This window comes from Shewanella bicestrii, from assembly GCF_002216875.1.
Classification (GTDB): Bacteria; Pseudomonadota; Gammaproteobacteria; order Enterobacterales; family Shewanellaceae; genus Shewanella; species Shewanella seohaensis.
Genome location: NZ_CP022358.1, coordinates 677,730 through 701,432 on the forward strand (window position 1 = coordinate 677,730; position 23,703 = coordinate 701,432).

Annotated in this window: 17 protein-coding genes; 13 read left to right on the plus strand and 4 right to left on the minus strand. The window is 48.1% G+C overall.

Annotated features, from left to right (window positions below; translation table 11 throughout):
* Nucleotides 1-240 precede the first annotated feature (240 nt).
* The gene (locus CF168_RS22620) at nucleotides 241-5,157 is read left to right on the plus strand and encodes a S8 family peptidase (RefSeq protein WP_089066934.1); all 4,917 of its coding nucleotides are present in this window, start codon (nucleotides 241-243) and stop codon (nucleotides 5,155-5,157) included.
* Nucleotides 5,158-5,262: 105 nt separating this feature from the next.
* On the opposite strand, the gene CF168_RS03070 is transcribed toward CF168_RS22620, so the two are convergent.
* The 3 genes from CF168_RS03070 to CF168_RS03080 all read right to left on the minus strand — a co-directional run bounded on the left by CF168_RS03070 (nucleotide 5,263) and on the right by CF168_RS03080 (nucleotide 8,992).
* Nucleotides 5,263-5,841: an excalibur calcium-binding domain-containing protein gene (locus tag CF168_RS03070; protein ID WP_089066935.1), complete on the minus strand. Its 579-nt coding sequence runs from the start codon at nucleotides 5,839-5,841 to the stop codon at nucleotides 5,263-5,265.
* A gap of 73 nt (nucleotides 5,842-5,914) precedes the next feature.
* Nucleotides 5,915-7,906: a diguanylate cyclase domain-containing protein gene (locus CF168_RS03075; protein WP_089066936.1), complete on the minus strand. Its 1,992-nt coding sequence runs from the start codon at nucleotides 7,904-7,906 to the stop codon at nucleotides 5,915-5,917.
* Nucleotides 7,907-8,143: 237 nt separating this feature from the next.
* Nucleotides 8,144-8,992, minus strand: a complete 849-nt coding sequence (locus CF168_RS03080) for a hypothetical protein (RefSeq protein ID WP_089066937.1) — start codon at nucleotides 8,990-8,992, stop codon at nucleotides 8,144-8,146.
* A gap of 296 nt (nucleotides 8,993-9,288) precedes the next feature.
* Between CF168_RS03080 and CF168_RS03085 the strand changes: the two genes are divergently transcribed.
* From CF168_RS03085 to CF168_RS03120, 8 genes are all read left to right on the plus strand, one after another.
* Nucleotides 9,289-11,367: a TonB-dependent receptor gene (locus CF168_RS03085; RefSeq protein WP_089066938.1), complete on the plus strand. Its 2,079-nt coding sequence runs from the start codon at nucleotides 9,289-9,291 to the stop codon at nucleotides 11,365-11,367.
* 235 nt (nucleotides 11,368-11,602) lie between these two features.
* Nucleotides 11,603-13,099 (plus strand): alkaline phosphatase, encoded by a 1,497-nt coding sequence (locus tag CF168_RS03090; protein WP_089068885.1) that lies wholly within the window; start codon nucleotides 11,603-11,605, stop codon nucleotides 13,097-13,099.
* A gap of 42 nt (nucleotides 13,100-13,141) precedes the next feature.
* A complete protein-coding gene (locus CF168_RS03095; protein ID WP_011624102.1) occupies nucleotides 13,142-14,782 on the plus strand; it encodes an alkaline phosphatase in 1,641 nt (546 codons plus the stop codon).
* 108 nt (nucleotides 14,783-14,890) lie between these two features.
* Nucleotides 14,891-15,637, plus strand: a complete 747-nt coding sequence (locus CF168_RS03100; RefSeq protein WP_089066939.1) for a hypothetical protein — start codon at nucleotides 14,891-14,893, stop codon at nucleotides 15,635-15,637.
* Between the two features lie 151 nt (nucleotides 15,638-15,788).
* The gene (locus tag CF168_RS03105; RefSeq protein WP_089066940.1) at nucleotides 15,789-16,619 is read left to right on the plus strand and encodes an AraC family transcriptional regulator; all 831 of its coding nucleotides are present in this window, start codon (nucleotides 15,789-15,791) and stop codon (nucleotides 16,617-16,619) included.
* Between the two features lie 91 nt (nucleotides 16,620-16,710).
* Nucleotides 16,711-17,415 (plus strand): LysE family translocator, encoded by a 705-nt coding sequence (locus tag CF168_RS03110; protein ID WP_089066941.1) that lies wholly within the window; start codon nucleotides 16,711-16,713, stop codon nucleotides 17,413-17,415.
* A 133-nt stretch (nucleotides 17,416-17,548) separates the two neighbouring features.
* Nucleotides 17,549-18,358 (plus strand): hypothetical protein, encoded by an 810-nt coding sequence (locus CF168_RS03115; RefSeq protein ID WP_089066942.1) that lies wholly within the window; start codon nucleotides 17,549-17,551, stop codon nucleotides 18,356-18,358.
* Nucleotides 18,359-18,457: 99 nt separating this feature from the next.
* Complete coding sequence (locus tag CF168_RS03120) at nucleotides 18,458-19,192, plus strand: DUF1566 domain-containing protein (protein ID WP_089066943.1); 735 nt, start codon at nucleotides 18,458-18,460, stop codon at nucleotides 19,190-19,192.
* 50 nt (nucleotides 19,193-19,242) lie between these two features.
* Here the strand turns inward: CF168_RS03120 and CF168_RS03125 are convergent, their stop codons facing one another.
* Complete coding sequence (locus CF168_RS03125) at nucleotides 19,243-19,785, minus strand: hydrolase (RefSeq protein WP_011624096.1); 543 nt, start codon at nucleotides 19,783-19,785, stop codon at nucleotides 19,243-19,245.
* A gap of 324 nt (nucleotides 19,786-20,109) precedes the next feature.
* On the opposite strand from CF168_RS03125, the gene CF168_RS03130 reads away from it, so the two are divergent.
* From CF168_RS03130 to CF168_RS03145, 4 genes are all read left to right on the plus strand, one after another.
* The gene (locus tag CF168_RS03130; protein WP_011624095.1) at nucleotides 20,110-20,448 is read left to right on the plus strand and encodes a P-II family nitrogen regulator; all 339 of its coding nucleotides are present in this window, start codon (nucleotides 20,110-20,112) and stop codon (nucleotides 20,446-20,448) included.
* 10 nt (nucleotides 20,449-20,458) lie between these two features.
* On the plus strand, nucleotides 20,459-21,709 hold the full coding sequence (locus tag CF168_RS03135; protein ID WP_011624094.1) for an ammonium transporter: 1,251 nt from the start codon (nucleotides 20,459-20,461) through the stop codon (nucleotides 21,707-21,709).
* A gap of 116 nt (nucleotides 21,710-21,825) precedes the next feature.
* On the plus strand, nucleotides 21,826-22,173 hold the full coding sequence (locus tag CF168_RS03140; protein WP_089066944.1) for a hypothetical protein: 348 nt from the start codon (nucleotides 21,826-21,828) through the stop codon (nucleotides 22,171-22,173).
* Nucleotides 22,174-22,291: 118 nt separating this feature from the next.
* On the plus strand, nucleotides 22,292-23,479 hold the full coding sequence (locus CF168_RS03145) for a tetratricopeptide repeat protein (protein ID WP_089066945.1): 1,188 nt from the start codon (nucleotides 22,292-22,294) through the stop codon (nucleotides 23,477-23,479).
* The last annotated feature ends 224 nt before the right edge of the window (nucleotides 23,480-23,703 follow it).

Consider the following 23,703-nt stretch of genomic DNA (forward strand, 5'->3'; position numbering starts at 1 on the left):
TTTTAATGCTGCAATTTTTTAACATTTAACCAGCGTTAGGGATGATAAACATCCCCATTTATCACTTAGTTAAACCTCACGAAATGGGGGCTGTATTTTATTTAATACATTGTTTTACAAGTAGCATTTTGTAGCAAACGCCCTTATCGAATTGACGCCTTATGCACTAACGGCAATTATCCGCGATGTTGTAATTATGTTGCATTTAATGACAGTTAATCGTGGATAAAAGGGAAGATAATGCTTACACACAATAAAGTCGCCGTGATGGTGGCGACCGCTTTATACGTTGGAAGCGGTATTGCTTCAACAAGCGCACTTAATACGGTCGAACCGTCTTCAGCATGGGGACCCGCACCTGCGGATTACGCGCCCAAACCATTAGCGGAAGACACTTTTACTTGGGAAAACCAAGTCAATAAAACAATTAAAAAACAACATGCAGTCTTCAATGCTGAAGCCGATATTCAAGGTGTTCACAAGTATATAGTACAACTTAGTGATGCTCCTATTTCGACCTATCAGGGTGGTGTCGGTCAGTTGGCCGCGACACAGACTACGGTTGCTAAGGCACGAAATACCAAAGCACCGCTCAACTTAAACCAGCCCCAGCTCAAAGCCTATAACAACTATCTGGCAGAAAAACGTGCTGCTGTTGTCTCACAAGCGCAAACATTACAGGGACTCGATTTAAAAGTCGGTCGTGAGTTTTCGGTTGCGCTTAACGGTTTTGTCACTGAAATGACGCAGGAGCAGGCGGCCAAACTGGCGAAGGTGCCCGGCGTTAAACGCATTACCCGTGAAAAAATCTACGAGCTTAAAACCTTTAGCACGCCAGACCAAACAGGGGCGACGAGTGTATGGAGCAACAGTGCGCTCAATAGCTCCAATATGGGTGAAGGTATGGTTGTCGGTGTTATCGATACCGGTATTAATGCTGACCATCCTTCATTTGCCGCCGTGGGTGGTGATGGTTACAAACATACCAACCCGCTCAATGGCAAATACTTAGGTGATTGTGCGGCTTCGCCTGAATACTGTAACGATAAGTTGATCGGGATTTATTCCTATCCAGAAATTACTAAGGCGTATACCGATCCGGTATTTAGCGAGACCCGTCCCGCAATCGGTTTGGATTATAACAGCCATGGTTCTCACGTTGCCGGTACTATTGCGGGTAACGTGATCAAAGACTTACCTCATACCATTACCGAATACACTCCAGACGGCAAAGGGATAGAAACGGGGTTAGTGTTACCGCAAGTGTCGGGTATGGCTCCACACGCCAATATCATCGCCTATCAAGTCTGCTGGCCAGGTGGTTCGGGAGATCCTTATGCAGGTTGTCCAACGTCGGCCATCGTGGCGGCAATTGAACAATCTGCTATCGATAATGTTGACGTTATCAATGCTTCACTCGGTGGATTAGAAGAAGACCCATGGTCAGAGCCAATGGAACAAGCCTTCTTGAATGCGGCGGCATCGGGCGTATTTGTGGCCGTGGCTGCGGGTAACTCAGGTCCTGAGTTAATGACGGCCGACCATTCATCACCTTGGGTAACCACAGTGGCGGCTCATACTGCCGATCAAATTGTGACCTTCAAGGCTAATGGTGTAGAGAATCTGTCAGGCGGAGCAACCGCAGCACCGATGAACATTGTTGGTTCGACCAAAAACTTTCAGTCGGTGACAGGGTTAGTGGTAGATGCCAAAAACTTCAAAAACCCGAATGAGACTATCACTTCAAGCATTAAGAACTGTGATAAGCCTTTCCCTGCTGGCACTTTCGATCTGGCTGATAATCCTGCGACTACCGATATCGATGAAAGTCAGCAAGATGTGATTGTGCTTTGTTCTCGTAGCTCTTTGCCACTATTGAATAAGGCGGCCAACGTGCAAGCGGGTGGCGCAGAAGGTATTGTTATTGCAAGTATTTCACCAACACAAGATAACAATCTCCCTGGCGTGCCATATGCTATCCCTGGTACGTTAATTAAGTACAGTGACGGCAACTTACTGCGTACTTGGTTAGCTTCTGGTGCGGGACATATGGCAACGGTCACGGCGGGCGCTGCTGATATTCAGGCAGTGGATAAGGAGCGTGTGGCTAACTTCTCAGGCCGTGGGCCTTCTTATTTTGGTATCGATACTTTGTTTGTCGATATCGCCGCTCCTGGGGTCGATATTTTTGCGCCAGCATCGGATGACCAGCCATTTACTAAGAATCCAGTGACAGGAAATTGGGCAACCTTATCCGGCACTTCAATGGCGAGTCCACATGTGGCTGGGGCGGCAACGATTTTGCGTCAATCTCACCCAGATTGGAGCCCTATGCAAGTGCAATCGGCATTAATGATGACGGCATCTAATACCCTAACCAACGCGAGTTATTTGGATAACTACGCTGATTACGGTGAAGAGTCTGGCCTGCAGGATGCGGGGGCTGGTCGTATGCATGTGGAGTTAGCCGATAAAGTTGGCCTAGTACTCGATGAGTCTATGGATAACATGGCGGCAGCCGATCCGAACCTCGGTGGTCGTCCAAAGAATCTAAACACAGCATACATGGTCGATAACGAGTGTCCTAATGAGTGTTCGTTTGTACGGACTTTTACCGCGACTGAAGATGGCCATTGGACCGTTGATACTCAAACTTGGATTGGTAACTTTGATATTAATGTTCAACCAGCCAGCTTTAGCATCAAGGCGGGTGAATCACAGTCTTTAGTCATTAAAGCTAAGACCAAAAAGAACGTATCGGGTGCTACCTATCTGGATTACACAGGCAATCAAGGCCAAGTGAGATTGGTTTCTGACAATCCGAACTCTCCGGTGCTTGAACTGCCCGTGTGGACCTATGAGGGAGATTCTGGCTTACCTGATTACGTGAAAATCAATGCTCACCGTAAGTCGGCAACCTTGAATGTAGGGCCATTTAATACCGCAGAAATTACTGATTTCACTGCGCGTAGTTATGGTTTAGTGAAGGGTGAAGATAAGACCATTCACACTTATACCGATAAAACGGGTGGCGATCCCTTCGATACTCTTGAGATCGATGGGGTGCAAGTGAACCCTAACCATATCGAATGGACGGATGTGCCCGAGGGCGCGAAGTTACTGGCAGGCAGTGTTGTTGGCAATGACTATAGTCGAGTGTTGGTCTTTATGGGACAAGACTCTGATGGCGATGGTGTGCCTTCAATGGATGAAACCTTATGTATGTCAACCAACTACAGCATTGCTAACTTCTGTACTATCAGTAATCCACAGGCAGGACGTTACTTTACTGTCTATATGAACTTGGCCACTCTCTCGTACGGACAAGTGGATCAAGGTCGCGATATCCGCATCTCGACTGCAGTGGTCACTGGCGATGAGGGTAACTTAACGGTTAAAGCGCCTGCGCAGATCCCTGGTTACTCTGAATACAATCTCGAATTAGCCTATCAACTGCCAGAAATGGAAGTTGGCAATACCTACTTTGGTGGTTTTGATATAGGTTCGAATGCCAACGATGCGGGCAACTTAGGTTTTGTGCCTGTGATTGTTAACCAAATCGATAAGGATGTGACCTTTACCGCAAGCCGTGAAACGGCAATTCCTGGTGAAGTGGTTGAATTCCAAGTCAATGTGATTGCTAACAATGAGGGTGAGGCTCGAGATTTTGCCTTGAACGCATCATTCCCTGATGCGATTCAAATCATCCCTGGCAGTGTTGTCGCCTCACATGCCACACCTGGTACGCCAGTACTCGAAAACAACGCGATAAGCCTCGCGGGTGTGCAGGAAACGACGAAAGATGTTGTGCGTAACTATAAGATTACTAACAACCAAAACGATCCAATGTGTTCACTGACGGCGGCTAAATCACCGTATCCTGGTTACCTTGAGTTGAAGGAAGGCCTAGGGTGGAAAACGCTAGAAGGTGTTCAAGGGGCTTACAATAACGAGTTCCAGTATAAGCTGAAGGACTTGATGAATACTGATGCGGATATTAGCTTCCCATTCTTTAACAAGTACTTTGTCGATACGATTAAGCTCAACCCTGCGGGTCTAGTGACATTCAACACGGCACGTCGTACACCAGTGTCTCATGTTGAATTCCCCTCTGGCACGCTTGGTTTGTTACCTATGCCAGAATTTATTGTTGCCCCTTACTGGACGGGTGATAACCGTATTCCAAAACGTTTCGACGGTGGTTATGGTCAATACCATCTCAACGCGGGTATTACCCCAACCTATACGGTTTCGCGTGATTGGTTAGTGTTGGAGTGGGATAACGTTGAGCGTGCAAATACTCCTGGTCAATTGGTTGATTTTGAAATGTTCTTACGCATGAACATTAACTATGAGCCAGGTAACTATGAGATGTTGTTTGCCTATGACAATCTACAAATGGTGGATGATAAAGGCTCTATCGGTTTCAAAGCGGCCGATGGCCGAATGATTGTCGATGGTGATACGCCAATCGATCTCAACCTAGGTGATTCGGTGGCATACAACAATTTAGGCTCAGTACTGAGCAATAAGTTTGTTGTCTGTATGGATTATACCGGTCCAGAAGAGTCACAGTTTAACCTGCAGTTTAAGGCCTATGTGTCTGAAAAAGCAGCGGGAACGACTCAAACTCTCAAAGTTGAAAACCACTTAGTGGGCGCCGACAGTGAAGTGCTTGAGCTGCAACTTGCAGTCGCAGGGAATATTCAGCTGGCGGCGATTGCCAATAAGACGGTAAAAGAAAATGAATCGATTAGCTTCGACGTGCTCTATTCAGATGAAAATCAAGTGAGCAATGTGATTGAAGTTATCGGTGATAACTTTACGACTAGCGTAAATGGTAACACTGTGACATTAACCCCAACGGCGAACTTCCATGGCGAAACTCTGGTGACTGTGATGGTAAAAGACAGCGTGAATCCAGAAGATGCGGCATCGACTAGTTTCAACTTAATGGTTGAGTCCGACGGTATTGAGTATGGCTGTACTAACAGCGGCGCGACTAACTATGATGCTTCGGCCAATACCGATGATGGCAGTTGTAAGCTGCCAGTTGTCACCATCGAGCCTGAAGAGAAAAGTTCGGGTGGTGCCTTAGGTTGGTTAGCCTTAGGTTTGCTTCCATTAGCTTACAGACGAAATCGTAAAACACATTAAGACGTTTTAGGCTGAAGCGCGCAGCTGACGGTATAAACTGTATCTGATGCTGTCACTTCATCCGAGCTAAAAGCCCCTGTTGATTAACAGGGGCTTTTTATTTCGTTAATGGCCACACCACTGGCGCTCGCAGGGGATGCCGTCACCATCGCCATCCATTTGAGTATTCGGACAGTGATTGATGTAATACGTTGCTTCGTCGCAAGAGCTCATATGGCTGCAATGGGTTTTACCAGCCTCGCAGCGAAACTGAGCCTGAGGTGCTGACTGAGGCTGAGTTTGAGGCTCATACAGGGGCGTTGTCTCAATCTCTGCGTTGTTAGGCGCCTGAGCTATCTCGAACTCGGTATATTTCTTAAAACCAAATATTCCAATGCCAAAGATTAATAACAGCGGCAGCAGTGTATTTGATAGGGAGCGACTCGGGGGATTTGTATTGCGTCGTGGGCTTTTACTTGTGTTCGCTAACACGGCGACGCCTTCGATAGAGGCCTTGATGGCCTTCACTTTGCCATCGTTTTGTATTTCGGTTCGATACAAAATACTATCGCCGACTTGGGGTTTTCTAGCCATGTGCTTCAGCACAGTGATATGGATAAAAACGTCTTTACCCTTTGAATCTTCTGGTTGAATAAACCCGAATCCTTTCTCATCGTTCCAACGAACTAAAATGCCTCTTTCCATGAGTTTGCTCTAAGTGCTTAATTTATGTTCTTTATATGTGGGATTGACCTTAAGGTCAATGGCGTTAATCGGATTATGACTGGGATGACTGCATCAACTTGTTGGCTTTTTTGACCGCGTACATGGCTTGATCCGCATAGTTGATCAGGGTCTTAGCATCGGTGCCGTGGCAGGGGAAAATTGCCGAGCCAATACTCACTCCGATGCGTAACTTGTGTTCATGGATAATATAAGGCGCGGTGACCGCTTGAGTGATTTTTTGAGTCAACACGGGCACGCTTTCTTCGTTGGGTAAGTGTTCCAGCAAAATCACAAATTCATCCCCGCCGAGGCGGGTTATAGTATCGATTTGTCGAATGTTGCCCGTGAGTCGTTTTGCGACTTCCTGCAATAACTTGTCGCCGACATCGTGGCCAAATTCATCGTTGACCGGTTTGAAGTTATCCAAATCGAGAAACAAAATGGCAAAGATCCCGTCTGAACGCTGCGCATGGATGATCGCTTGTTCCAATTTGGTATGGAATAGCACCCGATTGGGAAGGTTGGTGAGGGCATCGTGGTGAGCTATGTGGCGTAAATGTTCTTCTTCGGCTTTACGCTCAGAAATATCGGTGATCACAATCACGAAGTGAGTTAGTCGGTTATCTTGGTTACGTACAGTATTTATCCGCACGCTAAGGGGAAGATAACCCGAGGCGGTTTCTTTAATCAGCTCTCCTTGCCATTGCTCTCCCTGTTGGAGCAGATTGAGCATGGCTTGATAGGCATCTTCGCTCGGATGCCCAGTATTGATAAAGCGTGAGGCGTCTTGATGTAAATCCTGCTCGGTTAAGCCAGTGATATCGGTAAAGGCTTGATTGATAGAGATAATACTCAGTAGGGGATCGGTAATGATAATGCCGTCTGTGCTGGCATTAAACACGGTTGCTGCGAGCCGCAGTTTATCTTCTGCCTGCTTGCTGCTGGTTAAATCCATAAAGTAGGCGACCCCTTCATGGGTGCTGCTGTTTAAAAAGCTCGCGCCTAGCATCACGGATACATGTTCGCCCGTTTTACTAATGAGTTGTTTTTCATACTGATTGCAATGACCTAATTCGATGAGTTCGGCGATGGCGATTTGATCTCTGGCCTCAAACTCAGGCGGTGTGAGCGAGCGCCAATTGACTTGGCCTGAGGCGAGATCCTCACGGTCAAATCCCAACATATTGAGAAAGTGATCGTTAGCATCGTGTATGGTGCCATCGAGCTGCCATGAAATAATGCCTATGGTGTCGGAGTCTTTCAGGCTGTTAAATCGTGACTCACTGATAAGTAAGAGTTTTTCTGATTTGGCAATGTTGCGGATAATCTGCCTACTGGCCAACACTCCAATGCTGATAAACAGCAGCAGCACGCCTAGGCTGATTAACCAAGTGATTTGTTTCACCCAGCGGGCGCCCTCACTGAGTACGGCGGAGAATTCAATCTCTAAACTGAGTAACTCTTCGCTCAGTTTGATGATTTGTTCTCGATATTGACTAAGGTCTGCCGCGTTGCCCCCTGACAGGTTGATTTCTTGGTGCATCGCGCTGGCGAGGGACATCATGGTACTGAATTTATCGTCGGCGAGGCCCCAAATCTTGACGGCCTGCTGCATATAGTGGGTACGGTTAAAATGGCGGAAAAACCAGATTAAGGACTCTGTATCCCTGTCGTCATTTAATCCCTGGATAAAGCCTTCCCTTGCTTTACGCTGATTAATCGGTAAGGAGAGTAGGGCCTCGCGAGCTTGTTTGTCGCCCTGCATAACGGCGGTTGCCGCTAGGTAGCGTTGATAATCTACTTCATTTTTATTGTAGGAATATTGGATCAGATAAAAAGTGGCATCCTTTTGCGCCTTCGCCCACAGTCCTTCACCTCTGACATAGGTACGAACGCCATCGAAAATATTGCCCTGAACATAGACGAGGGCAACCTGCACGATACAGATAGTGATAAACATGCCAATAATCAACAGTACCTTAGCGACGGTTGAACGGGACTGTTGCTGCAATATGTTGATGAATTGCCTTAATTTACTACCCATCCTTCCTCCCTAACGCCATGGGAGTGCTGATGAGTAAAGGCGAGTCAGTTTGGCCTATGAGGTCGTTAACCTGTGGGTTTCTCATCTGTTCCTTGGAAAATGTGTCGTGATACGCGATGTATGCCTCTGTAATGAGCGTGCTCGGCCTCCAAGTTGGTTAGGAAGTATGTATGACTGTAGCAAAGGCTAAAGTGCTTTCAAGTTAACCGAATGAAATACCGTCAATTAGAGCGGATTTCAGTCCTTAGACTCTGACCGTTCGTTTGGGGAAAGACTTGGGTCGAGTTCACTATGGGCTTGCTGCCGGTATTGTTCGAATAAGCCTTCCTGTTTCATTTGCTTAAGGGTGGTGCTGAGTTTGGCCGCCAGTGCTTTATGGCGTTTATGCAGGTAGCCGAAGCTAATGAGGTCGTCCAATTCGCCCACGGGATGGATTTTACTGTGTTGAAATTCAGTGTATTTAAGGACTTGTTCCCCAATCGCTTCGGTATCTATGTAGATATCAATCCTATCGCGCAGCATACGGCGAAAGGAATTTACGGGGGAAGAAGAGGTGGTGATACGGTCCTGGGGCACTAGCCCTTCAAGTTTCTGTTCGATATAAAAAATCCCTCGATAATATTCAATACGATATGGATGATTCAGCAGTGAAGCCCAGTTCTGAATTTGCATATCGGGATGGATACCATAGGCGATGAGTTTAGTCTCGATCACGGGTTCTTCGATTCGGATTAAGTTCTTAAATTTCAGTCCATAGGAAAATACCCGCGCCGGTTCACCATCGATTTTGCCCGAATCGGCCATTAGGCTGGCGCGCATCGGCGGAACCACTTGATAACTAAATCGATAACCAAGGCGAGCAAATGCCTCGGTGTAAATCAGTTCACCCAATCGAAAATACAGGTTGTCCTTAGGATCCTCATAAAACGCCATAGAAATAACGGGCATATCGGCTGTGGTGGGCGTTGGGGATATGGGGGAGGGATTGGCGCTGAGTGTCTGGCATAACAGTGAATTAAATAGTAAGCCTAAGCAGATGCTCAAGAGAAAAGCCTTTATTCCGTTGGGACGACAGGGGGCTTGCATAGGGTATCCTTAACCTTTTTAAGTGCTTAAAGTATAGACACTCTCGCAAAAGTGGGGGCGGGGATTTTGAGGTTGGTAATGTGAGCTGCCTTAGTTTGTTCATCGCGGAATAAAATGTGATCTTGAGGAGGACAATTTGTCCTTTTGCGGATAAAAACGTGCGATACAGCACGTAAAATAGAAAGATAACTGTCATTGGTGATTTTTTCCTCAGCAGAGTTTGAGCTTGATCCGCTTTTTAACCGTGAAGACAGCGTTAAATCCGTGTCACTCATTCGTTGATGCGGGAAGGAAAAATGAAGTTATTCCATACGGTTGCAGGATGGCGAACCAAGGCTTATTTATCTGGAGTTTGGTTATTGCCGCTCTATGGTTTATCGGGTGTAAGCTTGGCCGACAGCGCAGATAATATTGAACGCTTAGAAGTGCGTGGCAGACAAATCAATACCTTAGGCCATAGTACTTCGGCGTCGGAAGGGATAGTGGGTGCGGCGGAAATCGAAAGTCGTCCGCTACTGCGCACGGGGGAGATCCTCGAGTTTGTCCCTGGGATGATAGTCACTCAGCACAGTGGTTCGGGTAAGGCGAATCAGTATTTTCTGCGTGGCTTTAACTTAGACCATGGCACAGATTTTAATACCCGTGTCGAAGGTATGCCAGTCAATATGCGGACCCACGGCCACGGTCAAGGTTATACGGATCTTAATTTTTTGATCCCCGAGCTGTTAGGGGAAATCCGTTATGCCAAAGGAGCTTATTATCCTGAAGTGGCGGACTTTTCCGGCGCGGGTGCGGCGCAAATTCAGCTCGCCGATGAACTCGCTTATCGCCAAGTTGGGGTGACCTTAGGGGAATACGGTTATCAACGGCTGGTGGCCACTCAGGATATGAAGACCGAGGCCGGCCGATTTATTTTAGGAACAGAATTACAGGCTTACGATGGTCCTTGGAGTGATATTAAGGAAGATGTCAGCAAAATCAATGTGGTAGGCCGCTATCTTACTAAGCTTAATGGCGGGGACTTTAGCCTCACTATGATGGCCTACGACAATAGCTGGAATTCGGCGGATCAAATTCCGGCGCGGGCGGTGGAGTCTGGGGTGATTGATTTTTACGGTTCACTCGACACCGATGTGGGCGGAGAGGCCAGTCGTTACAGCATTTCGGCGAATTATGACGCTGGCAACTGGCAGGCCAATGCCTATGCCATTCGCTCGACCATGGATCTGTTTTCAAACTTTACTTACTTCTTAAACGATCCCATCAATGGCGATGAATTTGAACAGGTCGATGAGCGCACCATTTGGGGCGGCGATATTAAACGCGACTGGCAAATGAGTCTGGCGGGGACACAAATCAATTACAGTCTAGGTGCCGATGTGCGCTACGACGATATCGGTGCCGTGGGTTTATATAACACCAAAGCACGGGAACGCCTCAGCACTGTGAGGCTCGATGAAGTGCAGGAACTCTCCACGGGATTATTTGGCAAGCTGGAATGGTTACCAGCTGATCAATGGCGTTTGAATATAGGCTTGAGATACGACTATTTCGATGTGCAGGTCGATAGTGATAATCCCCTCAATAGCGGCGATGCTTCCGATGGCATGTTGAGCTTAAAGGCGGACGCTTCCTACCTAGTGAACGATAATCTGGAACTCTATATGAATGCGGGGCAGGGATTGCATTCTAACGATGCCCGTGGTGCAACCATTAAGGTCGACCCAGTCACGGGCGATCAGGTTGAAAAGGTCGATTTGTTAGTCCGCTCCAATGGCGGCGAGTTTGGCGTCAAATACTATGATCGCGACTTTATTAACTTTTCGGCGGCTCTTTGGTATTTGGAACTCGACTCTGAACTACTCTTCGTCGGCGATGCGGGCAATACCGAACCAAGCCGCGCCTCTGAGCGTTACGGTGTTGAAGTCACGGCCTATTATTGGCTTAACGATGATTTGAGTTTAGATATGGAACTGGCCTGGACCCGTGCCCGTTTTACTGAGAATGAGCTCGATGAAGGCAAATATGTCGATGGTGCAGTGCCCTTTGTTGGCAGTGCGGGCATAACCTACCGTCCCGATGGCGATGGTTGGTATACCAGTGTCAGGCTGAGATATTTAGGCGAGCGAATTCTCGATAGTTTTGATGAGCATAAAGCCGATGACACGACTTTAGTGAACCTTGCCTTGGGTTATCAGATATCGGGCTTCGATACTAAGCTCGAGCTATTGAATATATTTGATAGCAAAGACCACGATATCGATTATTTCTACGAGTCTCGTCTAGCGGGTGAGCCAGCTGAAGGCGTGGAAGACTTGCATTATCATCCTGTTGAGCCGCGCATGGTGCGGGTGAGTGTCAGTTATCGTTTCTAACTGGAGTGACCATTCTTGAGTGACCATTGCTAGCGCCAATCGATACGCTAAGTTTATTCCGCAACGAGATTAAACTTAGCATTTTCTATTCTGTTTACTGCAATCATTCCGACATCTAGCTGCAATAAAAACGCCATTAAAATCACGCCAGTTCGTCATATATAGCATTGAAAATGTGGGCGCCTCTTAAGGGAATACCCTCATACACTCAATAATAAAATCGGTGATGAACGTGATGAATATTAAACGGATCGCTGCAGCTATCTCCTGCAGCTTAATGACGGTTGTAGCCCACGCTGCAGTCTTACCCGCAACCCAAACTGACAGTCAGTGGTTTAAAGACAGTGCAGCCAATGTCGCGACTAAAGCGCAGCTTGAAACCAAGAAAACAGCTAAAAACGTGATTCTTTTTGTCGGCGACGGCATGAGTATTTCAACCTTAACTGCCGCCCGTATTCTGCAAGGACAGCAGCAAACGGGTAACCAAGGCGGTGAAGAAAACTTCTTAAGTTTCGAGCAGTTTCCCCACACTGCGTTAGTGAAAACCTACAACACTAACCAGCAAACTCCTGACTCCGCAGGTACCATGACCGCCATGGCGACCGGGGTAAAAACCAAAGCCGGTATCATCTCGATTTCTGACACCAGTTTACGTGGTAACTGTTTGTCTTCTAAAGGCAATGAACTAGTTTCTCTGGTTGATTTAGCCAATGCAAAAGGCTTATCGACCGGGATTGTCACGACCGCCCGTTTAACTCATGCGACGCCTGCCGCGACTTACGCTAAATCACCAGAGCGTGATTGGGAAGGCGACTTTAACCTGCCTGCCGAAGCCGTTGCGAACGGCTGTACCGATATAGCCAGCCAACTGGTGATGCGCGATGAGGCAAACTCACTTAGCGTTGCACTGGGTGGCGGTCGCAGCTATTTCTTACCAAAAGAAGTCACTGACGGTGAGAACAAAGCCGGTAAACGTAAAGACGGCAAAGACCTGACTAAAGCGTGGGTCGAAAACTTTAGCAAAGCGGCTTACGTGTGGGACAAAAAAGGTTTCGATGCCATCGATGTCGCCAATACCGATCACTTACTCGGCCTCTTTAACCCATCCCATATGGAATACGAAGCGGACCGTGCCGATGACGTTGGTGGTGAGCCATCACTTTCAGAAATGACCGCGAAATCCCTCGAGATTTTAAAGAAAAACGATAAAGGCTTCCTGCTGATCGTGGAATCGGGTCGTATCGACCATGGCCACCATGCGGGCAACGCTAACCGCGCCTTGACCGACGCAGTTGAATTATCTAACGCAGTGAAAGCCGCGGTAGATGCAACCAGCAGCGATGACACCCTGATCATGGTAACAGCTGACCACAGCCATGTATTTACCATTGCAGGCTACCCAAAACGCGGTAACCCGATTTTAGGTTTAGTCCACGATGTGGATGGTTCGTTAGCCCTCGCTAACGACGGCAAGCCTTACACCACGCTGGCCTACACTAACGGCCCAGGCGCTGTGGTTGGCGTGCGTGACGACTTAACCTCAGTCGATACTCAAGACAAAGACTTCATGCAACAAGCACTTATCCCAATGGAAAGTGAGACTCACGCCGGTGAAGACATCAGCTTACACGCAATGGGCCCAGGTTCGAATCTGGTACAGGGCGTGATTGAGCAGAACGTGATCTTCCACATTATCAACCAAGCCCAGCAGCTTGGCGGCACTAAGTACTAATAGGTCGTCTGCGACCTACAGTTCTCACTTTTGGAGTTAAAAATGAATAAGAAATTACTGGTACTCGCAATCTCTGCCATGCTGGGTTTAGCCGCATGCGGTAGCGATGGTGACAACGGCGCGGCAGGTACGCCGGGTTCGAATGGTTCTAACGGTTCCAATGGCAGCGACGGTAAAGACTGGACCGCAGTCAACCAATGGTATGTCGATGCTCAAGCGCGTGTGACTAAGGCCGATGGCCTGAGCGTTAACAACGATGTGGGTGCGGCGAAAAACGTGATCCTGTTTGTTGGCGATGGCATGGGCGTCTCGACTATCACTGCGGCGCGTATTTTAGAAGGCCAATTAAAGGGCAAGACGGGTGAAGAAAACTCTTTATCTTTCGAAACGCTGCCTTACGTCGGTTTATCTAAGACCTATAACGTCGATGGTCAAACACCAGATTCTGCGGGCACTATGTCGGCGATGATGACTGGGGTGAAAACCGATGTGGGCGTGATTTCACAGGCCGAAGGCGTAGTGCGTGCTAACTGCGCATCGACTAAAGATCAAAACTTAGTGACATCACTGGAACTGGCCGCCATGGCGGGTATGTCTACTGGTGTGGTCACCACAGCGCGTTTAACCCACGCAACACCTGCAGCAACCTATGCCCACGTACCTGAGCGTGACTGGGAAGCCGACTCAAACCTGCCAGCCGAAGCCGTGACCAATGGCTGTAAAGATATCGCCGCGCAAATGCTCGACTTTAACTATGGCAATGGCTTAAACGTGATGATGGGCGGTGGTCGTCGCAGCTTTATTCCAAAAACCTTAATTGATCCAGAAGGTAAAGCGGGCAAGCGTAACGATGGTCGCGATCTGACTGCCGAATGGTTAGCTAAGTACACTAATGCGGCCTACGTTCAGGACAGAGATGGTTTCCTCAATGTGGATGTTGCCAGCACTGATCATTTATTGGGCCTGTTCAACTCATCCCATATGGAATACGACTACGACCGCACCGAAGCGGGCGTGAAGGGCGAGCCATCACTTGCTGAGATGACAGCCAAGTCGATTGATATTCTGAAGAAAAACACCAAAGGCTATGTGCTGATTGTCGAAGCGGGTCGTATCGACCATGCGCACCATGCGGGTAACGCCGCTCGTGCCCTGTACGACACAGTTGCGCTTTCAGAAGCGGTACGTGTTGCGATGGAAAAAACCTCGGCCAACGACACTCTGTTAATGGTGACGGCTGACCACAGCCATGTGTTCACCATTGCAGGTTATCCAACCCGTGGTAACCCGATCCTAGGTCTGGTGAAGAGTAACGATGCGAACGGTATCGCCGAAGTGACTAACTCAACCGACGCTAACGGTTTACCTTACACAACAGTAGGTTATGCCAACGGTATGGGTTATGCGTCATTAGCAACCGGTGGCGATGAGCGTTATAACTTCCCAGTTGATGCTGGCCGTAAGGACTTGAACTTTGTGGATACCCAAGATGTTGGATTCCATCAAGAAGCCCTAGTGCCATTAAGCGATGAAACCCATGCGGGTGAAGACGTGGCGATTTTTGCCCGTGGCCCAAGCTCGGATCTGGTTCAAGGTACGGTTGAACAAAACCATATCTTCCACGTGATGAACCGTGCGGCGAACTTAGTCGCGAAAGCGGAAGCTGCAATGGCGGCGAAGTAAGCCAAATGCCGATGGTGGGTTGTCCTGCCATCGGCTTTTATCTAACTGTCTGTAAAGATGTTAGTCAGTAATGCGAGTCATAAAATTAGCGTGTAAGTGAGATATAACATGAACAAACTCCTCTTAGTCACTCTGGTATCGACGTTAGCCTCCCCAGTGATGGCCTTAGCCACTCCCGTTAGCGCTGCTTCTGCCAATCAGGCCAATACACAATGCGCAACACTCGAGGCCAGCCATTTAAAAGCCCAGTACCAAGTCACCAATGCTAAGGGGCAAAGCTGGCAGATGACCCTGCTAAGAGATGGACAAGATTTTATTATTCAACGGGATAACACCACCTTCGAACAATGGGCACCCAATGGCGAATATGTGCGTTATTTCCCCGTTGAAAAACGCTCAGTCACCTATCGCAAGGGCGACTTAAGGGCGCTAAACATTCAGCACGACCGCAATCAGTTGTACCATGTAGTGTCTCCTGCATTGTCAGCTAACTTGGCGAAAACCGAGCAAAAACAACTGCCTTGTTTTGCGACCCAAGGCTTTGCGGGTAAGGTCAATGGTATGGACAGCCAGCTCGACTGGATTGCCAGCATTGAACTGCCGCAGCAATTTAACTTAGGCGATGTATTGAGTTACCAATTGCTCAAGGTTGAGCCCTACAGCCACGAGGCATTTGCCGCTTTAACCCAGAATTATCAAGACATTGATTTTGCCGATGTGGGCGACAGTGAGTCTGACCCCTTTATCGCCAAGATGATTAACCAAGGCTTTATCGAGCACGGTAGCAGTGGTTTTTATAACAGCGAAGGCCATGCCATTGAGGCACAAGGCGGCCATGGCAGTCATTCGCACTAAGCGACTTTTTGAGTTACCACAAAACGCCCGCATTTGGGCGTTTTGCTTTTTGGAGAGGACGCCGCAATATTTTACTATTCGAGCCAAGTTCTCGGCGGCTAGAATGAGTAGTATCTAAAGTTGTCTTTGCCTGTGAGATTAAGCTTGCCCTATGAGCCGTGTGACTCCCGTTGAAAATATCAATTACTGGCGCCATCCCAGCCTCTCGGGCATTGAACTGAGTCAGGCCGAATTTACCTATTTCAGTTTTGATAAACACGTGCATCTGGATTACCACTTAGGGGTTGTGACTCAAGGGGCGCAGCAATTTATCAATAAGGGCAGTCGTTATCAGCTCGGGCAACATGGGCTGTCGACCCTCAATCCCGATGAAACCCACGATGGACAAAGCTGCGACGCCGAAGGGTATCGGGTTAAGGTGATGTCGATCCCCGTGGAGTATATGAACAGCATTAGCCAAGAAATGGGGCTCAAGGCCCATTTCTTTAATGCGCCCATGGTGGATGACCCTGCGTTATATCAATACTTTATCCAGTTGCATGATGTACTCATTCAAGGTCAATGCTCTGAGCTTGCGGCCGAGTCCCATCTGCTGAACTTTATGGAGCTGTTATTGACGCGCCACCCCACGGGAATGCTGAATTTACGGCAGGATAGGGGGTTATCATGGCAGCAGTTAAATCGCATCAAACAGAAAATTCACGATGAGCCGTGGCAAAACACTCAGCTTGAGGCGCTCGCCGATGAGGTCAATCTGAGTAAGTTTCAGTTTTTACGCCAATTTAAACTAGCGACTGGGATGACACCCCATGCCTACCTGAAGCGAGTGCGATTAGAGTTAGCGAAAAAGTCCTTAACCCATGGCGCCTTAGTGGCGGATGTCGCACAGCAGTTAGGCTTTTTCGACCAGAGTCATCTAAATAAGGCGTTTAAGCAGGCCTTTTTACTCTCACCCGTCCAATTTCAGCGGCGCATGCTTTAAGGTAAATTTAGCCGCGTGCAATTTCTTACAATGCAGATGCTGAAGGCTTGGGCATACTGGCGTTCTTACATGTATTTGCGGAGCCCTATTGATGGATGTATCCCTGTTAGTCACCTTAGCCGTAATTCACTGCGTAGCCTTAGTCAGCCCCGGGCCGGATTTTGCCATTATGGTGAAGATTGCTACGTCGCAGCCGCGAAACACCGCAATCGCCACGGCGGCTGGGATATCGGTAGCGATTTTAGCCCATACCATTTTGAGTTTAACTGGCGTTAGCTTAGTGATTAAAAGCTCCCATAGCTTGTATCTGTTAGTGCAATTGCTGGGCGCTTCGTATTTGGCGTGGACGGGATTTGGCGCGCTTAAGGCTGCGGTCGCCTTTTTCAGTAAACCCAAAACCGTATTGAACGGCGAGGGCGTAGAGCCCACTGGATTTACAACAACCTCGGAAAACAGCCTTGATATGCCTACGGCGGGCGCGGTAAACGCCTTATCACCTAAACAGGGGTTTATGCGGGGGCTTTATACCAATTTATTGAATCCTAAAGCCTTAGTGTTTTTCTTAACCTTATTCTCTGCTCTGATCACCCCGAGCGTGACTCCGGTGACTAAATTCGCCGCTGCGCTGATGTTATTTGTGTTGTCATTGCTCTGGTTTGGCTTTCTGGCACTGATGCTCTCTAAAGCCAAGGTGCAGCAAAAGCTGCAACGACTCACACCTATTATCGATGGGGTGATTGGGTTGATCTTTATGTCGGTGGCGGTAGCGATAGTGTCTAATTTGCTGCTGGCCTAACGGGGTGACAGTGGGGCTGTGATGCGGCTTACAGTACATAAGTTTGGGGGGATTGTGTGTGTTTATCCCTCCTTAGCTATGCTATCCTTGCGAAGTCTTAATTTGGATGTTTTTGACTTTAAAGGAATAAATCATGTCTAGTCGCCCATTTTTTCAAGGTTTTTCAGCGATTAATCGACTCTCGCGTTTAGGGCTTTATTCGGGTTTGTTGCTGGGGAGCCTTAGCGCAACGCCACAGGCTCTGGCTGCCCTAGAGGCGGAGTACGTGCCGCAGGTGCAAGCCTTGATTGATGCGGCCAAGGCGAGTGATCGTCAGGCGATTGCCGAGCAAATTTCTTATCCCCTCCAGCGGGAATATCCGCTCCCCGATGTGCAAAATCCACAACAATTGCTGACGAGATTTCAGCAAGTCTTTGATAGCAAGTTGCTGAGTCAAATCGCCAATTCGACCACAGAGAACAACTGGGAGACTATGGGCTGGCGCGGCATTATGCTCGACCACGGCAGTGTCTGGTTGGATTTCGATGGCAAAATCTCGGGCATTAATTATCAAAGCCCAGAGGAAGCTAAGTTAAGGGATGAACTGATCGCCCAGCAAAAAGCGATGCTACACGAGAGTGTGCGCGAGTTTGCTAGCCCTGAGCTGGCGTGGGAAACCGAGCGATTCATCATACGTGTCGATGCCCTCGATCGTCAGCAATACCGTTATGCCGCTTGGTCAAAGGGTAAATCCCTGAGCGAGAAACCTGATTTAGTCCTCAAAAAGGGTAAGTTAGTCCTCGATGGTAACGGCGGTAATCATTCCTTCCAGTTTAAAAGTGGTCCCTATCTCTATGTTTGCGATGTGATTGTGCTTAGCGCCGAAGAGAGTCCAGTGGGTAGACTTTATGTTTACAAAAACGATCAATTGTTGGTGCAGGAGCCTGTGATTAAGGCGTTATAGCTTAATTGGCCATTCGCTTAAGGCTAATTCCCTGAAGCGAATGCCATCAAGCTTGTCTGTAACTGTCTTTTTACCACCACTGGATTAAGGTTTGTTGTCATGATTAATCCCACTAAAATCGCCATATTCAGCAGTGCCATAGTGCTGTTGTTTTTACTGACAGAATGTCGCCAAAAAGAGCAAATTCCCCTGTGTGGCCACGTCGAAGGGACGCCAATCGATACCAGCTTTGATGGCGGCCTCGATAATAACGACCGCACTCTAGCATCAACCAACTGCCTAAAAATCAAAGCGCTTTACGATAAAAGCGATCGCCAGACGAAATGGTTTAGCAGTTCGCCCTCCATCGCCGTGATGAATGCCTTGGGTTATCTTGAACAAGATGATGCCAACAACCGTGGCGATAGCTATGCGATGACGTTTAACGTGCAAGACGAGTTTGTATTTGGCCCGAGCCGAGGCGAATACGCCCTGTTTCGTCAGGACGGTAAAGGGGTCATCTTACCCGGCAGCGAAGCAGCCAAGGGCAATGAGGCCAAGGTTGGTGTTAACGGTCAGTTTGACCGCTGGTGCCAAAAATTGGCTTCACTCGAGTTTGCAGGTAAAGACAATTGGCGCAGGCCAACAGAGCAGGAGTTAAACACTCTCTATGGGTACGGCGAGAGTCGTGCAGCCTATCAACGTGCGCAGTGGAGTTCGACAATCCCTTCTTGGTCTCGCACAGTGTATGAGACCGAATTCGAGGTCGGCATTATCTCGGTCGCCCCCAGCGGCTATAGTTTTCGCAGTTATGCCAATAGTGCCAAATTTGCTGTTTGTGTCGCCGCGTTTTGAATACTAAAGAGAGCTTGAATAAGCTCTCTTCTCGTCTCATTTAATCAGCCTTATTTAATCAACTTAATCAGCGCCTTAAATCGGTCGCCTTGGGCTTCGTGTTGCAGTTCAAATAACAGTGACTCCACATTGGTGAGAGTGGCTCCCTTGGCGGTCATCATTTGAATGCCCAGCTGTTTATTGTCAACGCTGCGGGAAGACACCGCATCGGCGACAAGATGCACAGAGTAGTGTTGGTCGAGCAGATCGCGGCAAGTTTGGTACACGCAGACGTGGGTTTCTATCCCCGCAAGCAACACTTGTTTGCGTCGAGATTTCGTGAGTGCATTGGCAAATTCATCACAATACCAACCGCTAAAATGTTGCTTGGCAATGGGCGAGCCAGTTCTTTCGAGCAAGGTTTTTAACTCTTCGGTGGTCGAGCCAAGTTTGGCGGGCAATTGCTCGAGCCAGAGGATGGGGATTTCAAACAGCTGTGCGCCTTGGATAAGTGTACTCAACTGCTGATGAAGCTTGGCTGAGTTATCCATGATCTGAGCGAGCTTTCCCTGCACATCGACGATTACGAGTACACATTCTTCGGGTTTTAACATCGGGCGTTCCTTCTGCGCGGGTGGATAAAGGCATCGTTTAGCGATTGCTCTGCTTATTTTGTGAATTGTGTGTTTTTTGCACTGTTAGTAAACCCTAATTGGGCAGCCTCACCAATAGGGCAAAGGTCGAATATGGCGTGCACTTAAATTGCTCACTAAAAGAGTGCGTCGCCCCCACGCTTGCACAAGTCTGGTGCATTTTTAATCGAACTATTCCTGGCTAATCTTTATTATTTCTTTTAAATCAATGAATTAAAATTATGGCCTGATGATTGAATTATCTTGGCTACAAGTTAATAACAATCGCGTTTTTTGGAGGTCAGGATGAAACTAGTCAGCGCTATCATCAAGCCATTTAAATTGGATGATGTCCGTGAAGCTATCGCCGGTATTGGTATTGAGGGGATGACGGTGACCGAGGTTAAAGGTTTTGGCCGTCAAAAGGGGCACACGGAGTTGTACCGTGGCGCCGAGTATCAGGTGGATTTTTTGCCAAAAGTAAAACTAGAAATTGCCACTAAAGCAGAAAATCTCGACATGCTAATTGAGGCGATTACCAGTGCGGCTCATACGGGAAAAATTGGTGACGGAAAGATTTTCGTTATCGACTTAGAACATGCCATCCGTATTCGTACGGGTGAACTCGACACTGAAGCGCTATAGGGGGCGGAAGATGGAAGAACTAACAAAATTAGGCGTGACAGTCTCTGAACTGCGCTTTGCACTCGACACCTTTTATTTTTTGATTTCAGGCGCTTTGGTTATGTGGATGGCGGCGGGTTTTGCCATGCTCGAAGCCGGCCTAGTGCGCTCTAAAAACACCACCGAAATTTTAACTAAAAACGTGGTGTTATACGCGATTGCCTGTGTGATGTACCTATTGGTTGGCTACAACATTATGTACGTCGACAATGCCGAAGGCGGTTGGTTGCCTTCACTCGGTACGCTGATTGGCTCACAAGCCGAAGATGCAAACCATGCCTTAGAATCTGACTTCTTCTTCCAAGTGGTGTTTGTGGCAACGGCGATGTCGATTGTCTCTGGCGCCGTGGCGGAGCGGATGAAGTTATGGGCTTTCCTGTTCTTCTCCGTGGTGATGACAGGCATTATCTATCCTGTTGAAGGCTACTGGACTTGGGGTAAAGGCTTTATCTCTAGCTTAGGTTTTGTGGACTTTGCGGGTAGCGGTATTGTGCATATGACAGGTGCTGCGGCGGCTATCGCTGGGGTGTTACTGCTCGGTGCTCGTAAGGGGAAATACGGCCCTAACGGCCAAGTGAATCCGATCCCAGGCTCTAACCTGCCAATGGCAACCTTAGGGATGTTTATCCTGTGGATGGGCTGGTTTGGTTTCAACGGTGGCTCACAATTAATGGTTTCAGATGCAGCCAACGCTAGCTCTGTCGCTAAAGTCTTCGTGAACACCAACACCGCGGCCGCTTTTGGTGCTATCTCTGCCCTAGTTGTGTGCAAAATGATTTGGGGTAAAGCGGACTTAACCATGATCTTAAACGGCATTCTGGCAGGCTTAGTGGCGATTACTGCCGATCCGCTGTCGCCTTCGCTGCTAATGGCTGGGGTAATTGGTGTAGTTGCTGGTGGTTTAGTGGTGTTCTCTATCGTGGGTCTGGACAGAATCAAGATCGACGACCCAGTGGGCGCGATTTCTGTGCACGGTGTTGCGGGTTTCCTCGGTTTGATGTGTGTCCCCTTATCGAATGCCGACGCCACTATCACAGCGCAATTAACTGGCGCAGCGATTATCTTCGCATGGGTATTTAGCGCGTCGTTTGCGGTGTGGTTTGTACTGAAGATGACCATGGGCATCCGTGTTTCAGAGGAAGAAGAATATAACGGTATGGATGCATCTGATTGTGGTATCGACGCTTACCCAGAGTTTGTGACTGTCAAAAGTGCAGGCTAACAGGTATTGATATCACTTGATGCCTCTAAGGGATAAGAGGATAGTAAAGCAGAGCCTAGTGCTCTGCTTTTTTTATGGGTCTTCGACTGCCATGCTGATACCACAAGGAGTGAACAATGCGCTTAATCTTTGATTCCACTGGACGACTCAGACGCACCTGTTTGCTTGGGGGCATTCTGAGTGCGCTCATAGCCTTGCCCGCTTTGGCGGGGCAAGTCGTAGTGACTCGCTCGGATGAGCCTTTCGATGCTTTTGCCGTGCGCGATCAAGTGTTGAAAGATTATGAATGGCAGGAATCTTTGCGAAGACAGGAGCAAATTCAAATTCTGCAGGCCTTGCCACTCGGTTGTATCGCGCAGGTAAAGCCTTACCCTTACTTCACTTGTGGTCAGGATAACTATCGCCCCTATCGTTATCAGCAGCAGGATGTGTATATCAAGGTTGACCCTCCGGCGCAGCGTTAACCTTTAAGCTGCCGCAATCCTTTGTGGCAGGCCATTATTTTTTGTAACCATTTTATGACGTCTTTTTGGCCAAGTGTAATAAGCTCAAATAGGAGCCTTATGGTCTGGGGGACGTATTATGATACAACTGCGCACCATCTCTAGCGGTATATTCTGCTCATTATTACTTTTACTATTATGGGGTTGCAGCTCGACAGTCCCCAAACCAAGTGATGATGAGATAGATGCCCTATTTGCAGATTCGTTATTTAAATCTGTCAGCAATATTCCTAGCGTCGAGGATATTTTCAGCCTTCCGTCCTCGGTCGCAGCTGATGTCCGGCGCGCCTACGACCGCTACAGCTTATCGACTAAAAACCCCGTCGCGGTGCATGAATGGTTAGCCAGTTATATCAATGCCAATCAGCTCGGCGGCCACAGCGATTTTCACTATCAAGATAATTTGACTCAAACCGCCAGCGAAACCTACGCCCAGCGCGCGGGGAATTGTATGTCGCTGGTGGTGATGACATCGGCACTCGCGGATGTGTTTAAAATTGGCACTGAGTTTCAGGATATTGCGATTGAACCCGTATGGGACAAACAGGGCGAGTTTTATCTGATCAACGGCCATGTCAATTTACGCTTGCTACCCGCTGAGAGCGTGCACACTGTGTATGTGTCGGCCCATGCAATTCTGGTCGACTTTATGCCCGAGCGCGCCCTGCGAGGCTACAACAAAGTGCAAATCAATCGCCAGACCTTAACCAGTATGTTCTATAACAATATGGCCGCCGAATCCTTGGTCGACGGGGATTTAGATCGCGCCTATGCGTTGATTAAAGCGGGCTTAAAATCAGGACACTTTATTCCTGCGCTCAACACCTTAGCCGTGATTTATCGCCACAAGGGCGATGAAAAGCGGGCCGAGCAAGTCTATCGCTATGCACTCAAATATGATGCCGATGATATGACGACGCTTTATAACTTGGCGGTGATTTTAGGTGAGCAGGGCCGTTTGGAAGAGTGGGCGCAGGTCAATAAAGTGCTGGAGTTAGCGCGTATTCGCAATCCTTATTACTACTACGATATGGGTGAGCAGGCCTATGATGAGCATCAATACAGCGAGGCGCTCGCTTGGTATCAAAGGGCCGTGGATAAAGCCGATTATCGCCATGAGTTTTTCTTTGGCCTGTCACGCACCTATTGGGCGCTGGGGGATGAAAAGCGCGCCAAACTCAATATGGAAAAAGCCATGGCTCTAAGCCGCGAAGCCACAGATAAACATCGCTATCAGGCAAAACTGCAGGCCATGCAACAACATTAATCCTTTACTCAACCTCCTTTGTTTGCGATTAACTACTGGCAAAGGAGGTTTTTTATTTCCGCTTTCACCACCGTTTGCTTCCAACCCCAACACTCGTTTGGCTTTAGTTTGCATATCACATTGAAATATTTGAATTTGCATTTTTTAAAAATATGTTAAAACAATACGTTATATTTGATTTCTTGAAATGGAGACAACTTGGTTGCATTAGCGGCGCAGACTGG

What these genes read in the sequence shown, in the direction of transcription:
- CF168_RS03070 (WP_089066935.1), bottom strand. Translation starts at nt 5,841, where the DNA reads ATGGAAAGAGGCATTTTAGTTCGTTGGAACGATGAGAAAGGATTCGGG.
- CF168_RS03125 (WP_011624096.1), bottom strand. Translation starts at nt 19,785, where the DNA reads ATGTTAAAACCCGAAGAATGTGTACTCGTAATCGTCGATGTGCAGGGA.
- CF168_RS03145 (WP_089066945.1), top strand. Translation starts at nt 22,292, where the DNA reads ATGATACAACTGCGCACCATCTCTAGCGGTATATTCTGCTCATTATTA.
- CF168_RS03105 (WP_089066940.1), top strand. Translation starts at nt 15,789, where the DNA reads ATGAGCCGTGTGACTCCCGTTGAAAATATCAATTACTGGCGCCATCCC.
- CF168_RS03120 (WP_089066943.1), top strand. Translation starts at nt 18,458, where the DNA reads ATGATTAATCCCACTAAAATCGCCATATTCAGCAGTGCCATAGTGCTG.
- CF168_RS22620 (WP_089066934.1), top strand. Translation starts at nt 241, where the DNA reads ATGCTTACACACAATAAAGTCGCCGTGATGGTGGCGACCGCTTTATAC.
- CF168_RS03140 (WP_089066944.1), top strand. Translation starts at nt 21,826, where the DNA reads ATGCGCTTAATCTTTGATTCCACTGGACGACTCAGACGCACCTGTTTG.
- CF168_RS03090 (WP_089068885.1), top strand. Translation starts at nt 11,603, where the DNA reads ATGAATATTAAACGGATCGCTGCAGCTATCTCCTGCAGCTTAATGACG.
- CF168_RS03085 (WP_089066938.1), top strand. Translation starts at nt 9,289, where the DNA reads ATGAAGTTATTCCATACGGTTGCAGGATGGCGAACCAAGGCTTATTTA.
- CF168_RS03135 (WP_011624094.1), top strand. Translation starts at nt 20,459, where the DNA reads ATGGAAGAACTAACAAAATTAGGCGTGACAGTCTCTGAACTGCGCTTT.
- CF168_RS03095 (WP_011624102.1), top strand. Translation starts at nt 13,142, where the DNA reads ATGAATAAGAAATTACTGGTACTCGCAATCTCTGCCATGCTGGGTTTA.
- CF168_RS03080 (WP_089066937.1), bottom strand. Translation starts at nt 8,992, where the DNA reads ATGCAAGCCCCCTGTCGTCCCAACGGAATAAAGGCTTTTCTCTTGAGC.
- CF168_RS03110 (WP_089066941.1), top strand. Translation starts at nt 16,711, where the DNA reads ATGGATGTATCCCTGTTAGTCACCTTAGCCGTAATTCACTGCGTAGCC.
- CF168_RS03075 (WP_089066936.1), bottom strand. Translation starts at nt 7,906, where the DNA reads ATGGGTAGTAAATTAAGGCAATTCATCAACATATTGCAGCAACAGTCC.
- CF168_RS03130 (WP_011624095.1), top strand. Translation starts at nt 20,110, where the DNA reads ATGAAACTAGTCAGCGCTATCATCAAGCCATTTAAATTGGATGATGTC.
- CF168_RS03115 (WP_089066942.1), top strand. Translation starts at nt 17,549, where the DNA reads ATGTCTAGTCGCCCATTTTTTCAAGGTTTTTCAGCGATTAATCGACTC.
- CF168_RS03100 (WP_089066939.1), top strand. Translation starts at nt 14,891, where the DNA reads ATGAACAAACTCCTCTTAGTCACTCTGGTATCGACGTTAGCCTCCCCA.